The sequence below is a fragment of the Niveispirillum sp. GW835-FHT14G11 genome, assembly GCF_058793615.1.
Map to the genome: position 1 here is coordinate 203,314 of NZ_JBXAFZ010000012.1, position 17,028 is coordinate 220,341.

A 17,028-nucleotide genomic window follows, 5' to 3' on the forward strand; every position below is an offset into this window, starting at 1 on the left:
ATCCGCGCCGGGCGTTCCAAAAGGTCCTGGACCCGCCAATCCTTATTCGTCGCGCTGGCCCATCAGGGACAGCAGCATCTGGAACAGGTTGATGAAGTTCAGGTACAGCGACAAAGCACCCATGACGGCCAGGCGGCTGTTGGTCTCATCACCCCAGGAGGACGCGTAGTTCTCCTTGATGTTCTGGGTGTCCCAGGCCGTCAGGCCCGTGAAGACCACCACGCCGATCACCGAGATGGCGAACTGCATGGCGCTGGAGGCCAGGAAGATGTTCACCAGACCGGCGATGATGATGCCGATCAGGCCCATCACCATGAAGCTGCCCATCTTGGCCAGGCTGGCCTTGGTGGTGTAGCCGTACAGGCTGGTGCCGGCGAACATCGCCGCCGTGATGAAGAAGACGCGGGCGATGCTGGCGCCCGTATACACCAGGAAGATGGCCATCATCGACAGGCCCATCAGGGCACTGAAGACGATCAGACTGGTGCGCAGCGCCGAGGCCGACATCCGATCCGGCTTGAAGCCGAAGAAGATGAAGGCCAGCGGAGCCAGCATGACCACCCATTTCAGGGGGGTACCGAAGATCGCCGCCACCAGGGTTTCGCTCTGGGCGCCCAGGAAGGCGACGCCGCCGGTGATTGCCAACGCCAAGCACATGTAATTATAGACGCGCAGCATATGGGTCCGCAGGCCGGCGTCGAACGACGCCTGGTCCATGGTCCGGCTGCCCGCCGCATACGGATTATAGGGTCCGTTTACCATCGAAGTATCCTCGACAGGGGCTGTTGAGAGGTACACGACGCTTATATTGGGAGGCATAGGGTTCCGATCAATGGAAATCGGTCTTCGCCCCGCGCATTTTCACAGGCCGAGCCGTGATGGAAACGCGGGGCGGGCTCAGATATGTGGGAACCACCAGTTCCACCGCTGTCGGGACGATGCCCAGATCCGCCAGCCCCGGCAGGGTACCGGACACGACATTATCCCGTTTCAGCAGCCGCACCTGATCACGCGTCAGCGGCTTGCCCGGCAGCAATTCCATGAAGGCGGCCTGGATCGTGGCGATGGGAAAGGGAAGCGGCAGCAGCCAGCGCCCCGGCACCCCGGCCTGTCGGCGGATATAGTCCAGCAGTTCCATGAAACTGTAGCTGCGGGGCCCGCCCAGTTCATAGGTCCGCCCCCGGCGCGCAGGGTCGGTCAAGGCCACCATCACCGCATCGGCGACATCGCCGACATAAACCGGCTGGAACCGCGTGCGTCCGCCGCCGATCAGCGGCAGGAAGGGCAACAGCTTCGCCATCCGGCCGAAGCGGTTGAAGAATCCATCACCGGGACCGAACACGATGGAAGGGCGTAGGATCACCGCATCGGGAAAGGCTGCCCGCACGGCCGCCTCCCCCGCTCCCTTACTGGCGGCATAGGCGCTGTCGGAAGCGGCATCGGCCCCGATGGCCGACATCTGGACGAATGTCCTGGCACCCGCCGCCCGCGCCGCCGCCGCGATGCGGGCGGCCGCCCGATGCTGCACGGCGTCGAAACCATTGCCGCCGCTGGGCGCCAGGATGCCGATCAGGTTCACCACCCCATCCGCCCCGGCAAGAACGGCCGCGACCGAGGCGTCGTCCCGGATATCGGCGGCCACGGGCACCACCCGCCCCACCTCGCCGGCGCAACGCAGATATCCAAGCTGTCCGGGATGGCGCGACGGCACCACAACCAGCGACCCCGCCCGTGCCAACCGGGCAATCACCTGGCGTCCGATGAAACCGGAACCACCGAACACCACCACCCTGCCCCCAACCGCCTGCATCTGTTCCTCCTCTGGGCGCCGCTCCCTTCCCCATATGGCGCGCAGGCCAGGCGGGAAAAGTCACCGGACCCTAACAGTAAACGGCACGGCGGTGCCCCGATATACCGGCCCCGAAAAGAACGTGCAGTTCCAGTATACGGGGCCGGGCCCGATAAACCGGCAGGCCACCGCCAATCAGAACCTCGTGATCGTCAATCCCGGCAATGTCATGCTCCCGGCGGGGGTGGAGAATAACCACACCTATATCGGCCTCATCAGCTACGCATCCCTGTCGACCTCGGTCAACCTGAAGGGCCATCTGGACACCTATGATGGCGTGTTTGGCGGGGTGCCCGGCCCGATCCTGTTCTCCCAAGGACGGATGACGGGCACGTTCGTCGCCATCAGTTGATGTCCAGCCCCACGCAATGGCGCCCTATCCGCTGGCTAAAAAATTGCGACAGCTGTCAAAACACACATTGACGGCACCCGCGCCAGTGATTATAAGCCCCCTCCACGACGCGACGCCCACCGGTAACGATGGATAGCGCGGTTCGGAAAAGCGCCCAGATGGCGGAATTGGTAGACGCGCAGGTTTCAGGTACCTGTACCGCAAGGTGTGGAAGTTCGAGTCTTCTTCTGGGCACCATTCCGATGTAACGCACTTAAGGCCGCCGGTTCATTCCGGCGGCCTTAAGCGTTTCTGGGCCTCGTTAACCGGTGACATCGTGTCAGTTGCGCCCTATCCTTCGATCACCTGCTGCGGCCGGGGGAGTTTGCCATCCCGGCCATGGCGCCAACCCGGCAATGTCTGTCCTCCTGCCGGGGCAGCGGGTAGAAGGGATCGGGGAGCGGGGGAGCCAGCCCGCCTCGCAAACGGGGCCCGCCGATCGACCGTCCCACCGATCCATTCCTGCGGCACGCTCATCGAATAAAGCTGTTGACGCCCGCGTCCGGCCCGATTATACACCCGCCCCACGACGCACCGCCCAGCGGCCGCCCCCTGGGGCAACGATGCACGGTGCGGGTCGGAGACGCCCAGATGGCGGAATTGGTAGACGCGCAGGTTTCAGGTACCTGTACCGCAAGGTGTGGAAGTTCGAGTCTTCTTCTGGGCACCATCCGCATGAACGCTCTTAAGGCCGCCGGTTCACCCCGGCGGCCTTAAGCGTTTCTGGACTGCCCTCCTCCCCGGCATCGGACCCTTGCGGCATCACCCCTTGCGGTGACCGTGCCGGCAACCGATAAGGGAGGTGACGAATATTTGCCCGCCCGCGAAGGAACGCATCCGATGTCCCAGACCTCCCTCTATGTCGGTGACCTGCCCGATGACCTTGATCTGGGCCCCGTCGTCGCCGTCGATACGGAGACCATGGGCCTGAACCCGCACCGCGACCGGCTGTGCCTGGTGCAGCTGTCCTCGGGCGACGGCAATGCGCATCTGGTGCAGATCACCAAGGGTCAGACCAGCGCACCCAACCTGGCGCGCCTGCTGTCGGACCCCAAGGTGCTGAAGCTGTTCCATTTCGCCCGTTTCGACGTGGCGGTGCTGTACCGGGCGCTGGGCATTACCTGTGCCCCGGTCTATTGCACCAAGGTCACCTCCAAGCTGGTCCGCACCTCCACCGATCGCCACGGCCTGAAGGACCTGTGCAAGGAACTGACGGGGATCGAGCTGTCCAAGCAGCAGCAATCCAGTGACTGGGGTGCGGCGGACCTGAACGAGGAGCAGCTGAAATACGCCGCGTCCGACGTGCTGTATCTGCACCAGATCAAGGCCAAGCTGGACGCGCTGCTGGAGCGTGAAGGCCGGCGCGAGCTGGCGGAAGCCTGCTTCGCCTTCCTGCCGGCGCGTGGCAAGCTGGATCTGCTGGGCTGGGAAGAGCCCGACATTTTTTCCCACTGAGGCAAGCGCGGCGGGCATGGCGGGCCGTCCCTGTGCGGCCCGTCACAGAAATGCCCTTCTATTCTGTCATCTGCTGACACCCCTGATCCAAAGCACCATCATTCGAGGACCCCTCCCTGCCGATGGCCATTCCCCAAACCCCGTCCAACCGGCCGACCACGGCACGCCAGCCGGCAGGCGGCGGACGGGATCCCTACGCGCACAGCAAGGCGGTGCGGGTGGCGCGGGTGGCCCTGCCGGCGGTGGCGGGCGTGGTACTGCTGACCATCTTCATCTGGCCGCTGTTCGGCGGTTCGGCGGACAAGTCGCGCCCCGGCCCGGCCCAGGGCGATCTGGAACTGACCCAGGCCCGCTATCTGGGCACCGACACCGGCGACCAGCCGTTCGAGATCCGGGCCCAGCGCGCGGCGCAACAGGGCGGCGACCGGTCCAACGTGGAATTGTCGGTGCCGCAGGCCGACATCACGCTGAAGCGCGGCACCTGGCTGTCGGTGGCCGCCGACAAGGGCAAGTACGACCAGGACAGCCAGGTCCTGGCCCTGGACGGTACCGTCTCCTTCTTCCACGGTTCCGGCTATGAACTGCGGACCCAGGAGGCCGTGCTGGACGTGAAGAAGGGGATCGCCTGGGGCAACCGGCCCGTGGAGGGCCAGGGGCCGATGGGCACGGTGGAGGCCGGGGGCTTCCGCGTGCTGGATGATGGCGACGTGCTGGTCTTCACGGGCCATGCAAGGCTGCGCGCTTTCAGCGCCGGCGACAAGGCGGGCACGAAGGGCAACGACAAGCCGAAGGAAACGGCGCCATGAGTGCGGTGAAAAGGGCGATGATCGGTTGGGGCGGGCTGATGGCGCTGGGTTTGGCGCTGGCGACCGGCACGGGTCTGGCACAGCAGGCACCGGAAGCGGCACCGGCATCGGCCGCCCCCGGCCCATCGCTGGCCATCGGCGGGTCGAAGCCGATCGAGGTCGATGCCCCGGCCGGGTTCGAATATCATGAGAAATTGCAGGTCGCCATCGCCCGGGGCGGCGCCACCGCCACCCAGGGCGACATGGTGCTGACCGCCGACACGCTGGCCGCCTATTTCCGCAAGGAGGCCGGTGGCGCCAACGAGGTCTACCGCCTGCTGGCCGAAGGCAATGTGCGCCTGAAGAATGGCGAGCGCACGGCCTTTGGCTCTCGCGCCATCTATGACCTGGACCGGTCGGTGGCCGTGCTGACCGGCGAGGGTCTGCGCCTGGTGACACCGAACGAAACGGTGACGGCCCGCGACAGCCTGGAATATTGGCGCGAGCAGGAACTGGCCGTGGCGCGCGGCGACGCGCTGGCCGCCCGCCCGCAGGACCGCATCCGCGCCGACCGTCTGGTGGCGCTGATGGCCCGCAACAGCCAGGACAAGCTGGGCCTGTCCCGCGTCGATGGCAGTGGCAATGTCATCATTACGACCAAGACTGAAACGGCGCGTGGCGACAAGGGTACTTATGACCTGGACAGCGAGCGTGCGCTGCTGACCGGCAATGTCCGTGTCACCCGCGGCCAGAATCAGCTGAACGGTCCTGCGGCAGAGGTTGACCTGAAGTCGGGTATCAGCCGTATTCTATCGCGTGTACCGGGTACCACACCCACGACCACCCCGCCGGGCAGCCCTCCGGGTGCCACGGCGACGGATGGCCGCGTGCAGGGCCTGTTCATTCCCAACCGGCAGGGCCAGGGCGGTACGCCGCAGCAGCCCAGCCCGCCCGCCAACCCGCCGGGGAGCCAGAAGCCATGACGCAGCCGACCCAGGACAAGTCCGCGACCGGCCCCAGGCTGGTGACCGACAATACGGGGCTTGTGGCGTCCCGCATCGGCAAAGCCTATAAGGGCCGGCCCGTGCTGCGCGACATCTCCTTGTCGGTGAACCGGGGCGAGGCGGTGGGGCTGCTGGGGCCCAACGGTGCCGGCAAGACCACCTGCTTCTACATCATCACCGGCCTGATCCTGCCCGATCATGGCAGTATCACCCTGGACGGCATGGATGTCACGTCGCTGCCCATGTATCGCCGCGCGCGGCTGGGCATCGGCTATCTGCCGCAGGAGGCCAGCATCTTCCGCGGCCTGTCGGTGGAGAACAATATCCGCGCCGTGCTGGAGGTGGTGGAACCCGACCGCGACGTGCGCGAACAGCGGCTGGACGAGTTGCTGGCCGAATTCTCCATCACGCACTTGCGCCGCACGCCGGCGCTGGCCCTGTCGGGCGGTGAACGCCGCCGCGCGGAAATCGCCCGCGCCCTGGCCAGCCAGCCGCATTTCATCCTGCTGGACGAACCGTTCGCCGGCGTCGATCCCATCGCGGTCAACGAGATCCGCGAGCTGGTCAGCCATCTGCGTGAACGCGGCATCGGCGTGCTGATCACCGACCATAATGTGCGCGAGACGCTGGACATCGTCGACCGCGCCTACATCCTGCATGACGGCGTCGTGCTCATGGAGGGGGCCCCGTCGGAGATCGTGGCCCACAAGGATGTCCGCCGCGTCTATCTGGGCGAACGGTTCAGCCTGTAACCATCGGCATTGCGCGTTCCGAACGCCCCCCGCGACGCTAGAAATCCGCCGCATTTTCTCGTATAATCGAAGGAGGTGGGCCGGAGTTGCTGCTCCGACCCACCCACCTTAGCCTCGGTCGATCATGATGGAGACGTGCGACACACGCCCCCGCCAGAACGGAACCCGAAGTACAAGGATAAAGGGCATCTTACTCATGCCTCTTTACCTCCGTGAACGGCGGGCCGGCCAATTCCGACCCGCCGTTTCCACATGCGGCATCTGGCCTGCCCTGTAAATAGAAAGTCCATACACTATTACGCGCCGGCCTTGGCGGATCAGGCCTCTTCCCGCACCTGCCGGATGGGCGTGAACAGCACACCGGCCAGGGCCAGCACCGTCAGCAGCAGGCCCGTTGCCAGCATCATCTGGGTCACGCTGACCTGACGCATCACGGCGCCGACCAGGGCGGCCGACAGCGGCCCCACGCCCATGAAGATGAACATGAACAGGGCCATGGCGCGGCCCAACATGGCCGGCGGCACGCGCCGCTGCATCCAGGTCCAGATCCGCACCTGGACGAAGCCACCCAGGACGCCAACCGTGAACAGCAGCGCCATCACCTGCCAAGTGGCCGTCACGAAGGCCAAGGGCAGGAAAAACACACCGCAGACGATGTCGATGGCCAGGATGGTCAGGCCCAGCGTGCCGAGGCGCAAACCCGGCCTGGCCGCGGAGAAGACCAGGCCCGCCATCATGCCGGCCCCATGTGCGGCCAAGATGGTGCCCAGTGCCCCCGCCCCGCCCGGCAGCCGCTGATCCACCAGCAACGGCAGCCCCACCTGAACCGGGCCGGAAATGCAGGCCGTGACGGCCGCGAAATAGAGGCAGAGCGTGCGCAAATGCGCGTCGTTCCAGAAATGGCGCAAGCCCTCGCCGATGGAGCGGAGGATGGAGACATCGCGGGCCGCCGGGTCGGCCGCCGCGGCCTTCACCTTGGCCAGTGTCCAGGCCGACAGGGCGAAAGTGGCGGCGTCCAGCAGGAAGGCCAGCGCCGTCCCGCTCTCCTTCGCTCCCACCGTCCCACCCCGGCTGCCGCCATCGGCGGAAAGCGCGATCATCAGGCCGGCCAGAGCGGGACCGGCCAGCAGCGTCATCTGCCGCAACCCCATCATCACCCCGTTGGCCGCCGCCAGATGTTCGCGCGGCACGACCGTCGGCAGGATGGAGGTGCCGGCCGGGATGGAGAAGGCGCTGGCCAGCCCGATGCCCAGCGCCAGCGGATACAGCAACCAGAGCGGCAGCGTATCAGTCCAGACCAGCACCCCAAGCACAGCCAGCAGGGCGGTGTTGACATGCTTGGTCAGCATCAGCACACGGTGCGAGGAATAGCGGTCGGTCAGAGCGCCACCGACCAGGATGAACAGGGCGCGCGGGATGCCCATGATGGCCAGGACCAGGCCCAGCGCCAGACTGTCGCCCGTCAGCTTCAGCATCAGCCACGGCATGGCCAGCAAGGTAAACTGGTCGCCCAGCATGGAGATGACGCCGCCGGCCACCAGCCAGCGGAAATCACGATTGGCGAAGACGGCACGGCGCGCATCGGCCGGCGATTTGGGGATAGACATGGCATGATCCTGAGACTGGAGTGAAAGCCGGTTCAGGTCGCTGTCGACATGATGGTCCGCACCGTCGCACCAGGGCGGCTCTCATCCGCCCCGTAGCATTTGGTGCCGCCATTCCTTGCCGGTTGGCCTTCAGCCTTTGTTCCAGCCGTAAAACGCAGCAGAAAGCAATGGAATAATTTTTGCTCCCATAGGGCCAAACTGTTGCGGGCGCGCGGCTTGGGCCTTACCTTTGGCCTCGCTGGGGAACAGCCGACGGGGGTATACCAGCCGACGGGCCGTCAAGGGTGACGGCGGCGGCTTTCCAGGAAAGACCATCGTCGGCGTCCGTGCCCTGGCATCGTCACCACCGGCAGCCAGCCACCCCGTCAGAACAGGTCCCTCGGCAAGAATGGCGCTCCAGCAACGGCTCGATATCCGCCAGGCACAGTCGCTGGTCATGACGCCGCAATTGCAGCAGGCGATCAAGCTGCTGCAATTGTCCAACATTGAACTGGCCGAATATGTGGACGCGGAGCTGGAGCGCAACCCGCTGCTGGAACGCGACGATGGCGGCGACTGGAACGACGCCCCCACCACTGGTGTCGACCGGGAGGAAGTGGCGGCCCCCATCCAGGAAGGCCGGGTCGCCGACACGGTGGAACTGGCCACCAGCGACCGCATGGGCTCCTCCAGCGACGCGCCGCTCGATACCGATTACGAGAATGTCTACACCAACAGCTCCGTCGCCGACATGGAGAGTGCCGGTCTGGGTTCGGGCGAGCAGTTTGGCGACTGGTCCTCGCGCAGCGGCGGCTTCGATGATGATGGGGAGGGGTTTGAGGCGACCCTGACCGAGCGGCCCAAACTGCGCGATCATCTGGAAGAGCAGATCGCCATGGATCTGCCCGACCGCCTGGACCGCCTGGTCGCCTATGCCCTGATGGACCATCTGGACGAGGCCGGGTATTTCACCGGCAGTCTGGAAGAGGTGGCGGTCCAGCTGGGCTGCGAGCTGGAGCAGGTGGAAGCCGTCCTGAAGCGCCTGCAGCGCTTCGATCCCGGCGGCATCTTCGCCCGGACGCTTGCTGAATGCCTGTCGATCCAGCTGCGGGAAAAGAACCGCCTGGACCCCTGCATGCAGGCGCTGCTCAACAACCTGCCCCTGCTGGCGGCCCGCAATCTCCAGCAATTGCTGAAGGTCTGCGGTTGTGACGGCGACGATCTGGCCGACATGGTGGCCGAGATCAAGGCGCTGAACCCCAAACCGGCACTGTCCTTCGATTTCGAGCCGGTGCAGACGGTGGTGCCCGACATCCTGATGCGGGCCAGCCCCGGCGGCGGCTGGGTCGTGGAGCTGAACACCGAAACGCTGCCGCGCGTGCTGGTTAACCAGCGCTATCACAGCCGCGTCAATACCGGGGCCCGCAGCAAGCAGGACAAGGACTATATCGCTGAACAGTTCCAGTCGGCCAGCTGGCTGGTGAAAAGCCTGCATCAGCGGGCCAACACCATCCTGAAGGTGGCGACCGAGATCGTGCGCCAGCAGGACGCCTTCTTCCTGCACGGATTGCAGTTCATGAAGCCGCTGATCCTGCGCGACATCGCGGAAGCCATCGGCATGCATGAGAGCACCGTCAGCCGGGTTACCACCAATAAGTTCCTGTCCAGCCCGCGCGGAGTCTTTGAACTTAAATACTTCTTTACCTCAGCCATCCAAGGTGCCGACGGGCAGGCGGCCCATTCGGCTGAGGCCGTGCGTTATCGCATCAAGGCCCTGATCGATGCGGAGAAGCCGGATGACACGCTGTCGGATGATAAAATTGTCGAAATCCTGCGTGCAGACGGGATCGACATTGCGCGGCGGACGGTGGCAAAGTATCGTGAGGGTATGAAGATCCCCTCTTCAGTCCAGCGCCGTCGGGAAAAGGCCCTTGGGTTGTAACCCCTGCGCTGGCCGCTGAAGGAACACCGTCCTGGGACTCCCGGTCTGGATGCCGGTTCCTGGAAAATGGTTCCTTCGGGTCTGGTCATGCGCCCTGAAACGACAGGTCGAATATGCAAGTCACCGTCAAAGGCAAGCAACTGGATGTGGGCGATGCTCTGCGGACCCATGTGAAGGACCAGCTGGCATCGATGGTCGGAAAATATTTCGGCAACCCCATGGAGGCGACTGTCATCCTGTCCAAGGATGCACATCTCTACAAGGCGGATATCCAGGTCCATGTGGGCCGGGGGATCCTGTTGCAGTCAAATGCCGAGGCAACGGAACCCTATCCCGCCTTTGATGAGGCCGCCGATCGTGTTGCCAAACGGCTGCGCCGGTACAAGCGCCGCCTGAAGGACCATCATGAGCGAACGACGATCGCGCAGCTGCCGGTCCAGTCCGCCCGCAAGTACATCCTTGAAGCCGAGGTGGATTCCGACGATTATGAGGCGGATGATGCGCCGGCTCCGGAGGTGAACGGGCATCACGGCACGGTCGTCGCGGAGATGGAAACATCCATCGAAATGCTGACGGTCAGCGAAGCCGTGATGCGCATGGACCTTGGCGAGCTGCCGGCACTGATGTTCCGGAACCGCGGACATGGCGGCTTGAACATGATCTATCGCCGGCCCGATGGAAACATCGGCTGGGTGGACCCTGCCGGGGCGGCAGGGTCGGTGAAACAGTAAGGTGATGCGTTCCCCATGGCTGTATCCTTGCGTTCCGTATCCCCTTCATTCCCAACCCCTTCGGCAGCGATGAATGATCTTTTGACGCCGGAGGCGATCCTCCCGAACCTGAAGGCTGGCTCCAAAAAGCAGGTCCTTCAGGAACTGGCCAGGAAAGCGGCCGATCTTACCGGCCATCATGAACGGGCCATCTTTGATGTTCTGGTGGAGCGTGAACGCTTGGGCACCACAGGTGTGGGGCGTGGCATCGGTATCCCGCACGGCAAGCTGCCGGGCCTGACCGGCGTTACCGCCATTTTCGCCCGGCTGGAAAAGCCGGTCGATTTCGAGGCGATCGACGAACAGCCGGTGGATCTGATCTGCCTGCTGCTGGCCCCGGAAGGGGCCGGCGCCGATCACCTGAAGGCGCTGGCCCGCGTCTCCCGCGCACTCCGGGACCCGGTGCTGTGTGACAAGCTGCGCGGTGCTGAATCGGGCGACGCCCTTTATGCGCTGCTGGCCCAGACCGAACAGGTGCATGCCGCGTAAGGTTTCGGGCGCACTTGCAAAGAGTGTGGAACCGGCGTCCCGAACACGGGGCGCCGGTTTCTTTTTGGGAATCGCTTGGGAATCAGAGGGGCAGGTTGGGGATATCCTGACGGGTGCCGATCACGTGCAGGACCAGGATGCCGGTGCGGGTGATGTCGTAGAAAATCAGATGGTTTCGGTAAGGGAATACCCGCGCATCAATCGACAAATCATGTCGAATTCCGTGAAGTGAGGACGCAGCATCCTCAGTCGGCGTCCATGCCGAATTCAGCCCGCAACTCCGCCTCCAACGTGTCGACATCGACAATACGGCCGGCAACAGCATCAGCCCGCCCCCTGGCGATGCCCGCCTGAATAACCGCTAGACGATCAGGAGCTATGGTCACGGGGGCCGAGAGTGCGTCGAGAACAAACGATGCAATGGCATCTTGTTCACTAACAGGCCGCTTGCGGACTTCGCTGAATGCGCGTTCGAGCAGGGTGCTGGACATAACACCAACATAATACAGCAATGACGGAGAAACCAGCCCGGCCCACCCCATCCCTTACAGACTCTCTCCCGACTCCAAGTAAGGATAGATTCGACTCGCTGCTCACCGCCGCGACTCGCAACCCGCGCAAACCCTGGCCCCCCGAGTCGCGCGGGCAAAAGAAAAGGGGGCCTTCCAGCCCCCTATCCTTACTTGACCTTACTCCGCGCTCAGCCGTTCCGGTGCCGTAACGGGCACCGTCAGCCGGCTCAGCATCTCCTTGGGCACCACCTGCCAGAACTTGCCCCGCACCAAGTCCCAGTCGTTCAGCAGCTGGGCCGCCCAGCGGCTGCCCGTCTCGTCGATATGCTCCTGGATCAGGGACTTCAGCTGATCCTCGTAATGCGGGACCTCCAGGCGCTGCCAGATGACATTCTCCGGGTTCACGAACAACGGGAACTGACCTTCCTCGTCATAGACATAGGCCATGCCGCCCGTCATGCCGGCACCGAAATTGTCGCCGACAGCGCCCAGGATCACGGCCAGACCGCCCGTCATGTATTCGCAGCCATTGGAGCCGCAGCCTTCGACCACGACCGTGGCACCGGAATTGCGCACCGCGAACCGTTCACCGGCCTGCCCCGCCGCGAACAGCTTGCCCGCGGTGGCACCGTAGAGGACCGTGTTGCCGATGATGGTGTTCTCGTTGGTCTTCAGCGGAGACGCGGTCAGCGGCCGCACCACGATGGTGCCACCCGACAGGCCCTTGCCGACATAGTCGTTGGCATCACCGAACACTTCCAGCTTCAGGCCCTGCACCGCGAAAGCGCCCAGTGACTGGCCGGCCGAACCGCGCAGGCGGACAGTGGCGTGGCCGGGCTGCAGGCCCTTCATGCCGAACTTGCGGGTGATCATGCCCGACAGGGCGGTACCAATGGCGCGGTGGGTGTTCTGCGCATGGTACTGCATCTGCGTCTTCTCCCCGTCCTCGAACAGGGCGCGGGCATCCTCGATCATCTGCTTGTCCAGCGTCGGCGGCACCTCGTTGCGGCCTTCCAGGGTGCAATAGCGGGCATATTCGCCGGGATCGGCCACGGCCAGCAGCGGGTTGAGGTCCAGATCGTCCAGATGGGCGGCACCGCGGCTGACCTGATGCAGCAGGTCGGACCGGCCCACCACCTCACGCAGTTCACGGAAGCCCAGATTGGCCAGAATCTCGCGCACCTCCTCGGCAATGAAGCTGAACAGGTTGACGACCTTTTCCGGCGTGCCGGTGAACTTCTTGCGCAGTTCCTCGTCCTGCACGCAGACGCCGACGGGGCAGGTGTTGGAATGGCACTGGCGGACCATGATGCAGCCCATGGCGACCAGGGCCGCGGTACCGATGCCGAACTCCTCCGCCCCCAGCATGGCGGCGATAACGATGTCGCGACCAGTCTTCAGGCCGCCATCGGTGCGCAGCGTCACGCGGTGGCGCAGGCGGTTCAGCGTCAGCACCTGCTGCACTTCCGTCAGGCCCATTTCCCACGGCACGCCGGCATATTTCACCGACGTCTGCGGCGACGCGCCGGTGCCGCCATTATGGCCGGCCACCAGGATGATGTCGGCCCCCGCCTTGGCCACGCCGGCGGCGATGGTGCCGATGCCCGACCTTGCCACCAGCTTCACGCAGACCTTGGCCGTCGGGTTGACCTGCTTCAGGTCATAGATCAGCTGGGCAAGGTCTTCGATGGAATAGATGTCATGGTGCGGCGGGGGGCTGATCAGCATGACGCCCGGCGTGGAATGGCGCAGCTTGGCGATCAGTTCGGTCACCTTGAAGCCGGGCAGCTGCCCGCCTTCGCCAGGCTTGGCACCCTGGGCCACCTTGATCTCGATCTCGCGGCACTGGTTCAGATACTCCGCCGTCACACCGAAGCGGCCGGACGCCACCTGCTTGATGGCGCTGTTCCAGTTGTCGCCATTGGCATCCGGCTTGAAGCGCGCCGGATCCTCTCCCCCCTCGCCGCTGACCGAGCGGGCGCCGATACGGTTCATGGCGACATTCAGCGTGCCATGCGCCTCCGGCGACAGCGCCCCCAGCGACATGCCAGGCGTGACGAAGCGCTTGCGGAGCGAGGTGATGCTCTCCACCTCGTCCACCGGTACCGCCTTGACCGCCGGCTTGAAGTCCAGCAGATCGCGCAGGTTGATGGGCGGACGCTTGTTCAGCGCCTCGGAATATTTCTTGAAGGTGGAGAAGCTGTCGGTGGCCACCGCCGTCTGCATCAGGTGGATCAACCCACCTTCCCAGGCATGGCGGTCGCCACCCTTGCGGAAACGGTAGAAGCCACCAACCGGCAGGGCCACGACATCCTCATCAAACGCCAGCCGGTGCTGGCCCAGCACCTCTTCCTGGATGCCCAGCAGGCCCAGGCCGGAGATGCGGGACGGCAATCCGGGGAAATACTCGGCGGCCAGGGAGCGGGACAGGCCGATGGCCTCGAAATTCAGGCCGCCGCGATAGGAGCTGATGATGGAGATGCCCATCTTGGACATGACCTTCAGCAGACCGTCATTGATGGCCTTCTTGTAGCGCTTCAGGCAGTCCTCCAGGCTCATTGTCCCGAACAGGCCCCGGCGGTGGCGATCGGCGATGGCTTCCTGGGCGATATAGGCATTGACGGTGGTCGCCCCCACGCCGATCAGCACGGCGAAATAATGCACGTCCAGGCATTCGCCCGACCGCACATTCAGCGACGTGAAGGTGCGCAGCTGCTGGCGGATCAGGTGGGTATGGACGGCACCCGTGGCCAGGATCATCGGCATCGGCGCGCGGTCCCCGCCCATGGCCTCATCCGTCAGGATGACATGGGTGGCGCCGCCGCGCACGGCATCCTCCGCCTCCTGGCGGATGCGGCGCAGACCGTCACGCAGGGCATTGTCGCCGGCGGTGACGTCGAAGGTGCAGTCGATCTCCGCCGCCGTCGTGCCCATATATTTGCGCATGGCGCGGAATTCGGCGCTGGTCAGCACCGGGCTTTCCAGCTGCAACAGCCGGCACTGGGTGGAATCCTCGTCCAGCACATTGCCCAGATTGCCCAGACGGGTCTTCAGCGACATGACGCGGGTTTCGCGCAGGCTGTCGATGGGCGGGTTGGTGACCTGGGCGAAGTTCTGGCGGAAATAATGGTGCAGGCCGCGATACTTGTCCGACAGCACGGCGATGGGGCTGTCATCGCCCATGGAGCCCACGGCCTCCTTGGCATCGTCCACCATGGGCTGCAGGATCAGTTCCAGATCCTCCATGGTGATGCCATAGGCCAGCTGGCGGCGGCGCAGCTCGTCCTTGGACAGTTCCGCCGGCTCCACCGGGGCCTTCTTCACCAGATCGTCCAGGACGGTGATCTCACCGATCCATTTGCCATAGGGGCGCTGGGCGGCCAGATTGTCCTTGATCTCGCGGTCATGGAACAGCTTGCCCTCAACCAGGTCGACGGCGATCATCTGCCCGGGACCCAGGCGGCCCTTCTCCACCACGGCCTGCTCGTTGATCTTGACCATGCCGGTCTCCGACCCGCCGATGATCAGGCCGTCGCCGGTGATGACATAGCGCAGGGGACGCAGGCCGTTACGGTCCACCCCACCCACGACCCAGCGGCCGTCATAGATGGCCAGTGCGGCCGGGCCGTCCCACGGCTCCATGACGGAATTGGCATAGGAGTACAGGTCGCGGTGGGCCTGGGGCATCACTTCCTTGTTCGACCAGGCTTCCGGCACCAGCATGGTCTTGACCATGGGGGCGGAACGGCCGGCCTTCACCATCAGCTCGAACACGGCGTCCAGCGCACCGCTGTCCGACGAGCCGACCTGGATGACCGGCTTCAGATCCTCGATATTGGCGCCAAAGACCTCATGGTCCATGCGCGTCTCATGCGCCTTCATCCAATTGACGTTGCCGCGCAGGGTGTTGATCTCGCCATTATGGGCAAGCGTGCGGAACGGCTGGGCCAGCTGCCAGGTGGGGAAGGTGTTGGTCGAATAGCGCTGGTGATAGACGGCAAAATTGCTCTCGAACCGCGCGTCCAGCAGGTCGGGGTAGAACGCCGTCAGCTGTTCGGCCAGGAACATGCCCTTGTAGATGATGGAACGGGCCGAGAGCGTGCAGATATAGAAGCCGCCGATCTGTTCCCCCGCCACCGCCTTCTCGATACGGCGGCGCAGGATATAGAGGTCACGCTCGAACTGTTCCTCGGCCACGCCCTTGGGGTTGCCGACCATGATCTGTTCGATCTCCGGCCGCGTGGCATTGGCCTTCTCGCCGATGATCGAGATATCGACGGGGACCTGGCGCCAGCCATAGATCGTGTAGCCCCAGTTCAGGATCTCGGTTTCGACGATGGCGCGGCAGCGCTCCTGCGCCGACAGGTCGGTGCGCGGCAGAAAGACCTGGCCGACAGCGATCAGGCCCTTGGGCTCCGGATGGCCGGTGCGCACCACATGCTCGCGGAAGAAGGCCTGGGGCAGCTGCACATGGATGCCCGCACCATCGCCGGTCTTGCCGTCGGCATCGACCGCGCCGCGGTGCCACAGCGCCCGCAACGCCTCCACGGCCTTTTCCACCACCTCGCGCCGGGGCTTGCCGTCGATGGCGGCCACGAAGCCGACGCCGCAGGCATCATGCTGTTCGGTATCGACGAAGGCGGTGCTATCCAACAGGGCCTTGTTGGCAGTGTATTCGGCCGCGAAAATCTCACCCGCGTGGATGTTGGCGTCGGTCATGGTCAGGCCCTCGGTTCGGAAGTCAATGCGTCGGCCACGGGCACAGGCGTGCCCACGGCTTGCGTGATCTTGATGTGGTTGGGCTGGGCGGCGAACCGGTCCAGCCAATCGCGGATGGCGGGATAGGGGGCAAGGTCGAACCCACCCTCCTCCGCCACATGGGTGTAGGCGTAGAGCGCCACGTCGGCGATGGTGGCGCTCTGCCCCACGAACCAGTCACGGCCCGTCAGGTGGCGTTCCATCATCCGCAGTGCCGCATGCCCATTCTCGCGCTTGACGATCAGGGCATGGATGCGTTCCGGGTCCATCGCCACCTTGTGGGTGATCCAGAACCGTGCCGTGGCGATATTCGGCTCGTGGCTATACTGCTCCCAGAACAGCCATTGCAGGACGGCCGCCTTGTCCCGTCGGTTGTCCGGCCAGAAGGACGTATCCTCAGCCAGCCAGCGCAGGATGGCATTGCTTTCGGCCAGGAAATCGCCGGGTGCCAGCTGCAGCAGCGGGATGCGCCCGTTCGGGTTCAGGGCCAGGAAGGCATCCGTGCGCGTCTCGCCCGTGTCGATATCCATCTCCACGCGTTCGAACGGCAGCGCCAGCTGCGTCAGCAGCCAGCGGCACTTATAGCCGTTCCCGGAGGAGAGGTTGTCGTAGAGGCGGAGCATGATGCATGTCCTGTTCGTAGGTCAGGTCGAGCCAAAAGCGAGCCCTGACAAGCGTCGGCACCTGGGAATGTCGGGGCTCGCCTGTGGCTCGACCCGACCTACGGTATTGTTG

Annotated in this window: 15 protein-coding genes and 2 tRNA genes; 11 read left to right on the top strand and 6 right to left on the bottom strand. The window is 64.6% G+C overall.

The window, feature by feature from the left end; translation table 11 throughout:
* Positions 1-42: 42 nt before the first annotated feature.
* Together AC1Q7F_RS22110 and AC1Q7F_RS22115 are read right to left on the bottom strand one after the other, a co-directional pair.
* Entirely contained in the window at positions 43-762 is a 720-nt protein-coding gene (locus tag AC1Q7F_RS22110) for a Bax inhibitor-1/YccA family protein (protein WP_492510704.1), read from the bottom strand.
* A gap of 67 nt (positions 763-829) precedes the next feature.
* Positions 830-1,810 carry a complex I NDUFA9 subunit family protein gene (locus AC1Q7F_RS22115; RefSeq protein WP_492510705.1) on the bottom strand — a complete coding sequence of 327 codons (981 nt, stop codon included), beginning with the start codon at positions 1,808-1,810 and terminating at the stop codon, positions 830-832.
* A gap of 121 nt (positions 1,811-1,931) precedes the next feature.
* On the opposite strand from AC1Q7F_RS22115, the gene AC1Q7F_RS22120 reads away from it, so the two are divergent.
* From AC1Q7F_RS22120 to lptB, 7 genes are all read left to right on the top strand, one after another.
* Complete coding sequence (locus AC1Q7F_RS22120; RefSeq protein WP_492510706.1) at positions 1,932-2,201, top strand: hypothetical protein; 270 nt, start codon at positions 1,932-1,934, stop codon at positions 2,199-2,201.
* Between the two features lie 152 nt (positions 2,202-2,353).
* Positions 2,354-2,438 (top strand) — tRNA-Leu (locus AC1Q7F_RS22125).
* 387 nt (positions 2,439-2,825) lie between these two features.
* A tRNA-Leu gene (locus AC1Q7F_RS22130) sits at positions 2,826-2,910 on the top strand.
* Positions 2,911-3,080: 170 nt separating this feature from the next.
* Entirely contained in the window at positions 3,081-3,695 is a 615-nt protein-coding gene (locus AC1Q7F_RS22135) for a ribonuclease D (RefSeq protein ID WP_492510707.1), read from the top strand.
* Between the two features lie 122 nt (positions 3,696-3,817).
* Positions 3,818-4,501: an LPS export ABC transporter periplasmic protein LptC gene (gene lptC, locus AC1Q7F_RS22140; RefSeq protein ID WP_492510708.1), complete on the top strand. Its 684-nt coding sequence runs from the start codon at positions 3,818-3,820 to the stop codon at positions 4,499-4,501.
* The gene (locus tag AC1Q7F_RS22145; RefSeq protein WP_492510709.1) at positions 4,498-5,463 is read left to right on the top strand and encodes an LptA/OstA family protein; all 966 of its coding nucleotides are present in this window, start codon (positions 4,498-4,500) and stop codon (positions 5,461-5,463) included. Before lptC ends, AC1Q7F_RS22145 begins: the two co-directional genes overlap by 4 nt.
* Positions 5,460-6,236: an LPS export ABC transporter ATP-binding protein gene (gene lptB / locus AC1Q7F_RS22150; protein WP_492510710.1), complete on the top strand. Its 777-nt coding sequence runs from the start codon at positions 5,460-5,462 to the stop codon at positions 6,234-6,236. Before AC1Q7F_RS22145 ends, lptB begins: the two co-directional genes overlap by 4 nt.
* Positions 6,237-6,553: 317 nt before the next feature.
* Here lptB and AC1Q7F_RS22155 read toward each other — a convergent pair whose 3' ends face one another.
* Positions 6,554-7,843, bottom strand: a complete 1,290-nt coding sequence (locus AC1Q7F_RS22155; RefSeq protein WP_492510711.1) for an MFS transporter — start codon at positions 7,841-7,843, stop codon at positions 6,554-6,556.
* A gap of 388 nt (positions 7,844-8,231) precedes the next feature.
* On the opposite strand from AC1Q7F_RS22155, the gene rpoN reads away from it, so the two are divergent.
* From rpoN to AC1Q7F_RS22175, 4 genes are all read left to right on the top strand, one after another.
* The gene (gene rpoN / locus AC1Q7F_RS22160; protein WP_492510712.1) at positions 8,232-9,764 is read left to right on the top strand and encodes an RNA polymerase factor sigma-54; all 1,533 of its coding nucleotides are present in this window, start codon (positions 8,232-8,234) and stop codon (positions 9,762-9,764) included.
* A gap of 113 nt (positions 9,765-9,877) precedes the next feature.
* Positions 9,878-10,495, top strand: a complete 618-nt coding sequence (gene hpf, locus AC1Q7F_RS22165; RefSeq protein ID WP_492510713.1) for a ribosome hibernation-promoting factor, HPF/YfiA family — start codon at positions 9,878-9,880, stop codon at positions 10,493-10,495.
* 69 nt (positions 10,496-10,564) lie between these two features.
* Positions 10,565-11,023 (top strand): PTS IIA-like nitrogen regulatory protein PtsN, encoded by a 459-nt coding sequence (gene ptsN, locus AC1Q7F_RS22170; protein ID WP_492510714.1) that lies wholly within the window; start codon positions 10,565-10,567, stop codon positions 11,021-11,023.
* Positions 11,013-11,255, top strand: coding sequence for a hypothetical protein (locus AC1Q7F_RS22175; protein WP_492510715.1), 243 nt, complete (start codon positions 11,013-11,015; stop codon positions 11,253-11,255). The genes ptsN and AC1Q7F_RS22175 overlap by 11 nt, the downstream gene beginning before the upstream one ends.
* 13 nt (positions 11,256-11,268) lie before the next feature.
* Here the strand turns inward: AC1Q7F_RS22175 and AC1Q7F_RS22180 are convergent, their stop codons facing one another.
* The 3 genes from AC1Q7F_RS22180 to AC1Q7F_RS22190 all read right to left on the bottom strand — a co-directional run bounded on the left by AC1Q7F_RS22180 (position 11,269) and on the right by AC1Q7F_RS22190 (position 16,916).
* Positions 11,269-11,514 carry a hypothetical protein gene (locus AC1Q7F_RS22180; RefSeq protein ID WP_492510716.1) on the bottom strand — a complete coding sequence of 82 codons (246 nt, stop codon included), beginning with the start codon at positions 11,512-11,514 and terminating at the stop codon, positions 11,269-11,271.
* Between the two features lie 198 nt (positions 11,515-11,712).
* A complete protein-coding gene (gene gltB, locus AC1Q7F_RS22185; RefSeq protein WP_492510717.1) occupies positions 11,713-16,254 on the bottom strand; it encodes a glutamate synthase large subunit in 4,542 nt (1,513 codons plus the stop codon).
* A 2-nt stretch (positions 16,255-16,256) separates the two neighbouring features.
* The gene (locus AC1Q7F_RS22190) at positions 16,257-16,916 is read right to left on the bottom strand and encodes a glutathione S-transferase family protein (protein WP_492510718.1); all 660 of its coding nucleotides are present in this window, start codon (positions 16,914-16,916) and stop codon (positions 16,257-16,259) included.
* Positions 16,917-17,028: the final 112 nt, after the last annotated feature.